The organism is Gemmobacter sp. (assembly GCF_016792925.1).
Taxonomy (GTDB): Bacteria; Pseudomonadota; Alphaproteobacteria; order Rhodobacterales; family Rhodobacteraceae; genus Gemmobacter.
The window spans coordinates 1-6,512 of sequence record NZ_JAEULU010000255.1; the positions used below are offsets into that span (position 1 = coordinate 1).

Annotated in this window: 7 protein-coding genes and 1 pseudogene; 6 read left to right on the forward strand and 2 right to left on the reverse strand. The window is 65.2% G+C overall.

Annotation, left to right across the window (positions count from 1 at the left end):
- From JNN06_RS12130 to JNN06_RS12150, 5 genes are all read left to right on the forward strand, one after another.
- A partial coding sequence (locus JNN06_RS12130) for a hypothetical protein (RefSeq protein WP_291239854.1) occupies positions 1-188 on the forward strand: 188 nt, incomplete at its 5' end.
- 105 nt (positions 189-293) lie between these two features.
- A complete protein-coding gene (locus JNN06_RS12135) occupies positions 294-1,526 on the forward strand; it encodes an urea ABC transporter permease subunit UrtC (RefSeq protein ID WP_291239855.1) in 1,233 nt (410 codons plus the stop codon).
- Positions 1,523-2,263 (forward strand): urea ABC transporter ATP-binding protein UrtD, encoded by a 741-nt coding sequence (urtD, locus tag JNN06_RS12140; RefSeq protein WP_291239856.1) that lies wholly within the window; start codon positions 1,523-1,525, stop codon positions 2,261-2,263. Before JNN06_RS12135 ends, urtD begins: the two co-directional genes overlap by 4 nt.
- Before the next feature lies 1 nt (position 2,264).
- Positions 2,265-2,960: an urea ABC transporter ATP-binding subunit UrtE gene (urtE, locus tag JNN06_RS12145; RefSeq protein WP_291239857.1), complete on the forward strand. Its 696-nt coding sequence runs from the start codon at positions 2,265-2,267 to the stop codon at positions 2,958-2,960.
- 227 nt (positions 2,961-3,187) lie between these two features.
- Positions 3,188-4,219 (forward strand): fatty acid desaturase, encoded by a 1,032-nt coding sequence (locus JNN06_RS12150; RefSeq protein WP_291239858.1) that lies wholly within the window; start codon positions 3,188-3,190, stop codon positions 4,217-4,219.
- Between the two features lie 44 nt (positions 4,220-4,263).
- Here JNN06_RS12150 and JNN06_RS12155 read toward each other — a convergent pair whose 3' ends face one another.
- On the reverse strand, positions 4,264-4,617 hold the full coding sequence (locus JNN06_RS12155) for a cupin domain-containing protein (protein WP_291239859.1): 354 nt from the start codon (positions 4,615-4,617) through the stop codon (positions 4,264-4,266).
- Positions 4,618-4,745: 128 nt separating this feature from the next.
- Here JNN06_RS12155 and JNN06_RS12160 point away from each other — a divergent pair, with 128 nt between their 5' ends.
- A complete protein-coding gene (locus JNN06_RS12160; protein ID WP_291239860.1) occupies positions 4,746-5,327 on the forward strand; it encodes a GNAT family N-acetyltransferase in 582 nt (193 codons plus the stop codon).
- An 86-nt stretch (positions 5,328-5,413) separates the two neighbouring features.
- Here JNN06_RS12160 and JNN06_RS12165 read toward each other — a convergent pair.
- A pseudogene (locus JNN06_RS12165) lies at positions 5,414-6,512 on the reverse strand (ribonucleoside-diphosphate reductase, adenosylcobalamin-dependent); the annotation flags it as partial.

Here is a 6,512-nt window from a genome sequence, read left to right on the forward strand (position 1 = left end):
GCGTGGGCAATATCTGGGGCGCGCTGGCGGGGGCGGCGATGATCGGCGGCTTCCAGAAGGTCATCGAGCTGCTGAACCCGGCCAATACGCTGGCGGCGCAGACCTATATGATCCTGTTCATCATCCTGTTCATCCAGTTCCGCCCGCGCGGCATCATCGCCCTCAAGGGCCGTGCGGCCGGAGATTGACGCCATGTTCGGACGCCCGATCCTGTTTCACCCTTCATCTTGGCCCAAATATCCCACGGGGGTGCGGGGGTGTGAAACCCCCGCTGCGACGCCGGAGAGTTCGACATGACCCGCAGTTTTCTCGCCCGCAACCCTTCGGTTCTGTGGTTCCTTGCCGTTCTGGCGCTTTTCACCCTCACCGTCACCCTGCTGGCCGAGGGGTTCGGCATCGGGCTGATCCCCACGGCCTTCGTCAAGACCCTGGGCAAGACGCTGTGCCTGTGTCTTGTCGCGCTCGCCATGGATCTGGTCTGGGGCTATACCGGCATCCTGTCGCTGGGGCACATGGCCTTCTTTGCGGTCGGCGGCTATATGGTGGGCATGTGGCTGATGTATGCCCGCACCGAGGAGATCGTGGTGCAGGCCCTGGCCTCGGGCCCGATCCCTGCCACGGCGGAGGAGGTGGCGCAGGGCGTTGCCTCGCAGATTTTCGGGGTGGTCGGCGGGTCGGAGCTGCCGCCGATCTGGAGCTTTGCCCATAGCGCCTGGCTGCAACTGCCCTTGGTGCTGATCGTGCCGGGGGTGCTGGCGCTGGTCTTTGGCTGGCTGGCGTTCCGGGCGCGGGTGAACGGGGTTTACCTGTCGATCCTGACGCAGGCCATGACCTTGGCGCTCGCCCTCTATCTGTTCCAGAATGACAGCGGCTTGCGCGGCAATAACGGGTTGTCGGGGTTGCAGAACCTGCCGGGGCTGGCGGATTGGCCGCAATCCACCGTGTCGATCCTGTTCTTCCTCGCCTCCAGCCTGTTGCTGGCGCTTGGCTATCTGCTGGCGGGTTTTGTCACCTCGGGCAAGTTCGGCAGCGCCTTGCGCGGCATCCGCGATGACGAGCAGCGGTTGCGCTTTCTCGGCTATCCGGTGGAGGGCTACAAGCTGTTCGTCTTCACCCTGACCGCGATGATCGCGGCGATTGCGGGGGCGTTCTATTACCCGCAGGCGGGCATCATCAACCCGGCCGAGCTGGCGCCGATTGCCTCGATCTATCTGGCGGTCTGGGTCGCCATTGGCGGGCGTGGGCGGCTGTATGGGGCGGTGATCGGGGCGGCCTTTGTCTCGCTGCTGTCGAGCTGGTTCACCGGCGGCATGGCGCCTTCGATCCCGCTGGGGTTTTACACGCTGCATTGGGTGGATTGGTGGACGGTGCTTTTGGGGCTGTCCTTCGTGCTGGTCACGCTGTTTGCGCCCAAGGGCATCGGCGGGCTGTTTGACCGGCTGGCCCATATCGGCACGCCGGCCCGGCATGGCGCGGCCCTGGGGCCGACGGATGGCGCCTTGCAAGAGAAGGAGGCGCAGGAATGAGCGCGCTTTTGGAGGTTTCGGGCGTCTCGGTCAGTTTTGACGGCTTTCGCGCCATCAACAACCTGTCCTTCGCCATCGGCCCGGCCGAGCTGCGGGCGGTGATCGGGCCGAATGGCGCGGGCAAGACCACCTTCATGGATATTGTCACCGGCAAGACCCGCCCCGATGAGGGCAGCGTGACCTTTGGCGAGGTGCCGCGCTCGCTGCTGAAACTGTCCGAGGCGCAGATCGCCCGCGCAGGCATCGGGCGCAAGTTCCAGCGTCCGACGGTGTTCGAGGATCAGACGGTTTCGGAAAACCTGATGCTGGCCCTGAAGGCGCAGCGCAGCCCGTGGCGCGTGCTGTTCTGGCGCGAGACGGCGGCGCATCGCGACAGGGTGCAGGCGCTGGCCGCGCAGGTGGGGCTGGCCGGTCATCTGCCGCGCCGGGCGGGCGAGCTGAGCCATGGCCAGAAGCAATGGCTGGAGATCGCCATGCTGCTGGCGCAGGAGCCTCGGCTGTTGCTGGTGGATGAGCCCGCGGCAGGGATGAGCTTCATCGAACGCGAGCAGACCACCGCGCTGCTGGTGGAGTTGGCGAAAACCCGGGCCGTGGTGGTGGTGGAGCATGACATGGAGTTCATCCGGCGGCTGAACTGCAAGGTCACCGTGCTGCATGAGGGATCGGTGCTGGCGGAGGGCAGCCTCGATCACGTCACCAAGAACCCGCATGTCATTGAAGTTTATCTGGGGCGCTGAGATGCTGAAAACCCGAGGGCTGACCCTGCATTACGGCGGCAGCCAGATCCTGCATGGCATCGACATCGAGGCGCGCGCGGGCGTCGTGACCTGCATCATGGGCACCAATGGGGTGGGCAAGACCTCGCTGTTGAAGGCCTTGGCGGGCACGCATCCGCGCTCGGGCGGGGAGGTGGTGCTGGATGGCGAGGCGCTGCCGGTCTTGCCCGCGCAAGGGATGGCGCGGCGGGGACTGGCGGTGGTGCCGCAGGGGCGGATGATCTTTCCGTTGCTGACGGTGACTGAGAACCTGCAAACCGGGTTCGCGCTGTTGCCCAAATCCGAGCATCGGGTGCCGGACGAGATTTACGAGCTGTTCCCGGTGTTGAAAGACATGGGCCATCGGCGCGGCGGCGATCTGTCGGGCGGGCAGCAACAGCAACTGGCGATTGCGCGGGCGATGATCATGCGGCCCAAGGTCCTGTTGCTGGACGAACCGACCGAGGGCATTCAGCCCAATATCATTCAGCAGATCGGGCGGGTGATCGACTACCTGAAGGCGAAGGGCGATATGGCCATCGTGCTGGTCGAGCAATATTTCGATTTCGCCTATGGCTTGGGCGATCATTTCTATGTGCTGAAGCGCGGCGAGGTGGCGCTGTCGCATGGCAAGGACGGCCTGAGCCGCGAGGCCTTGCAGGCGGCGCTGAGCATCTGAGCGGCGGGCGGCGCGAAAACCGCTGATACATTTGGTCGCAGCCCGTGCTGCCCCGGCCCGATCCGGGGCGCGCGGCGCTGTCGGATGGCGCATTCGCGGGGCAGGCGCGCGTCTGCGCCGTTGCAAAACAAGGCGCAACGCGTTAGCCCACTGCGGTGGAGGGGCCAGCCGGTGCCAGCCTTTCCGTGCCACCGTGCCGATGCAAAGGCCCAGATCAATAAGCCGAGATGACCGACCTGACCGACACTGCCGCCACCCGCACGGCGCGCGAATGGCTCTCCATTCTCGCCCGCTATCGTGACCCCTCGACCCGTCGCAGCCTGTTCGAGCTGGCCGTGACGCTCGGGCCGTTTCTGGCGCTTTGGGGGGTGGCATGGGCTGCGCTGTCCATCAGCCCCTGGCTGGCCCTGGCGATCGGGGCGCTGAATGGCGGCTTTCTGGTGCGCATCTTCATCATCCAGCATGATTGCGGCCATGGCTCTTTCCTGAAGAACCGCCGGGCGCAGGACTGGATCGGGCGGATGCTGGGGGTGCTGACGCTGACGCCCTATGCGGTCTGGCGCCGGACCCATGCGATCCACCATGCCCATCACGGCGATCTGGATCATCGCGGCATCGGTGACGTGACCACGCTGACGGTGGCGGAATACCGCGCCCGCAGCCGCTTTGGCCGGTTCCTGTATCGGCTATACCGGCATCCGCTGGTGCTGTTCGTGCTGGGGCCCAGCTATCTGTTCCTGTTGCAAAACCGGCTGCCGCTGGGGCTGATGACGCAGGGCTGGCGCTATTGGGCCTCGGCCATGGGCACCAATGCGATGATCGCGCTGAGCCTGGCCGGGATCGTCTGGCTGGGGGGCGGCTGGCCGGTGCTGCTGATCTTCCTGCCCTCCTCGGTGGTGGCGGCGACCATCGGGGTCTGGCTGTTCTATGTGCAGCACCAGTTCGAGGAAACCCATTGGTCCAAGGGGGCCGAATGGGATTTGCACAATGCGGCGCTGGAGGGCAGCTCGCATTACGTGCTGCCGCAGCCGCTGCGCTGGCTGTCGGGCAATATCGGCATCCATCACGTGCATCATCTGTATAGCCGCATCCCGTTCTATCGCCTGCCGGAGGTCATCCGCCAGCATGCCGAACTGGCCGAGGTGCAGCGCCTGACCATCCGCGACAGTCTGCGCACGGTCGGGCTGCATTTGTGGGACGAGGTGCAGGGCAAGCTGATTTCGATCAGCGAGGCCAAGCGCCAGATCGGCTATGCCTGAGGCCCGCCACAGGGCAGGGTCTGCCCTGTGGGATTGCTTCGGGTTTACTTCAACTTGATGGCAAAATGTTTGCGCACCGGGGCCTCGATGGTCCAGGTGCCGGTAAAGCTCGGCTCCACCACGAAAGCGTCGCCGGGGTTCAGCGTGACGGGATCGCCATTGTCGGGGGTGATGGTGATGCGCCCCTCGATCAGATGCACGAATTCATAGAACTGATAGCGGGCATGCCAGGTGCCGGTGGTGGCCTCCCAGGTGCCGGAGATCATGCTGCCATCCAGCGCGCTGTGCTGCACCCAATAGCGCATGGTCGGGTTGCCCTCGATCTTGGTCCAGCCCTCCAGATCGGTGGTGATCGGCTCGGGGCCGGGGGCGGGAAAGCGGAAAAGCGTGTCGCTCATGTCTCTGTCCTCGTGCTGCGCTGAACGCTTGGTAAGCGGCGCCTGCGCGCGGCGCAAGAAGGGGCTGGCGAGCAGGCGGCAAATCGTTGATGACTGGCGGCGCAGAGGCAGTCGGCAGGGGGAACGACGTGAACATTCGCAAGGCCACCGCGGCGGACGCGGCCGATCTGGTGCGGTTCATCAATATGGCGGCGGATGATCTGCCGCTGCATTTCTGGCGCAAGACGGTGGGGCCGCAGGGCGATGCGCTGGCGCTTGGCCGCGAGCGGGCGGCGCGCGAGACCGGCAGTTTCTCGTATCGCAACGCCTGGCTGGCCGAGGTGGAGGGCGCGGTGGGCGCCTGTCTGCTGGGCTATGCCGCCGAGGAGACGCCCGGCCCGATCGACCCCGACACGCCGCCGATTTTCGTGCCGCTGCTGGAGCTGGAGGCGCTGGCGCCGGGGTCTTGGTATCTGAACGTGTTGGCCACCGATGCGGCGTTCCGGGGCAGGGGGCTGGGCAGTGCGCTGCTGGCCGAGGCCGAGACGATTGCCGCTGCCGCAGGCCATGCCGAGATCAGCCTGATCGCCGCCGATACCCATCAGGAGGCGCTGCGGCTCTACCGCGCCAAGGGCTTTCAGGAGATCGCCCGCCGCCCGGTGGTGAAGGAGGATTGGGCGGTCGAGGCCGGGGAATGGATCCTGTTCACCAAACCCGTCGGCGCCCGGTAAGGCCGGGACAACGAAAAACCCCACCGGCCTTTGCGGGGGCCGATGGGGTCTTGCAGGGTCAGGTCAGGGCAGAGCAGAAGCCGCCCTCAGCCGCATTTGCTGTGGCCGCAATCATTGCAGGTCATGCAGCCTTCCTTCATTTGCAGCGCGTAAGAGCCGCAGGAGGGGCAGGGTTTGCCCTTGGGGGCGCCGCCGACGACCATGACCTCGGCTTGCGGATCGGATTTCAGGCCCATGCCCTCGCCCTCGATGAAGCCGGTATGGATCAGGTGGCGTTCGATCACACCGCCGATGGCGGCGAGGATCGAGGGGATATAGCGGCCTTCCATCCAGGCGCCGCCGCGCGGATCGAACACGGCCTTGAGTTCTTCCACCACAAAGCTCACATCGCCGCCGCGCCGGAACACCGCCGAAATCATCCGGGTCAGCGCCACGGTCCAGGCGAAATGCTCCATGTTCTTGGAGTTGATGAAGACCTCGAAGGGGCGGCGGTGATTGGCAATGATGATGTCATTGATGGTGATATAGAGCGCGTGTTCGCTGCCCGGCCATTTCACCTTGTAGGTATGGCCCTCCAGCGCGGCGGGGCGGTCGAGCGGTTCGCTGAGATAGACTACCTCGCCGCCCTGCGCGGTTTGCGGCGCCTCGGCCGGGGTTTTCTCGGTGGTTTCCGAGACGGTCAGCACCGAGCCGGTCACCGCATTGGGGCGATAGGTGGTGCAGCCTTTGCAGCCCTGATCCCAGGCGGCCATATAGACCTCCTTGAAGTCGTCAAAGCTGATATCCTCGGGGCAGTTGATGGTTTTGGAGATCGAGCTGTCGATCCATTTCTGCGCGGCGGCCTGCATGCGCACATGATCCAGCGGCGGCAGGGTTTGCGCATTCACGAAGTAATCCGGCAGCGCGGCATCGCCCTTGAGGTCGCGCCACAGTTTCACGGCGTAATCGACGACCTCTTCCTCGGTGCGCGAGCCGTCTTTCTGCAAGACCTTGCGCTTGTAGGCATAGGCGAAGACCGGCTCGATGCCCGAGGACACATTGCCCGCATACAGCGAGATGGTGCCGGTGGGGGCGATGGAGGTGAGCAGCGCATTGCGGATGCCATGGGTGCGGATCGCCTCGCGCACGTCATCATCCATCTGCATCATGTTGCCGGTGGCGAGGTAGGCGTCAGCGTCGAACAGC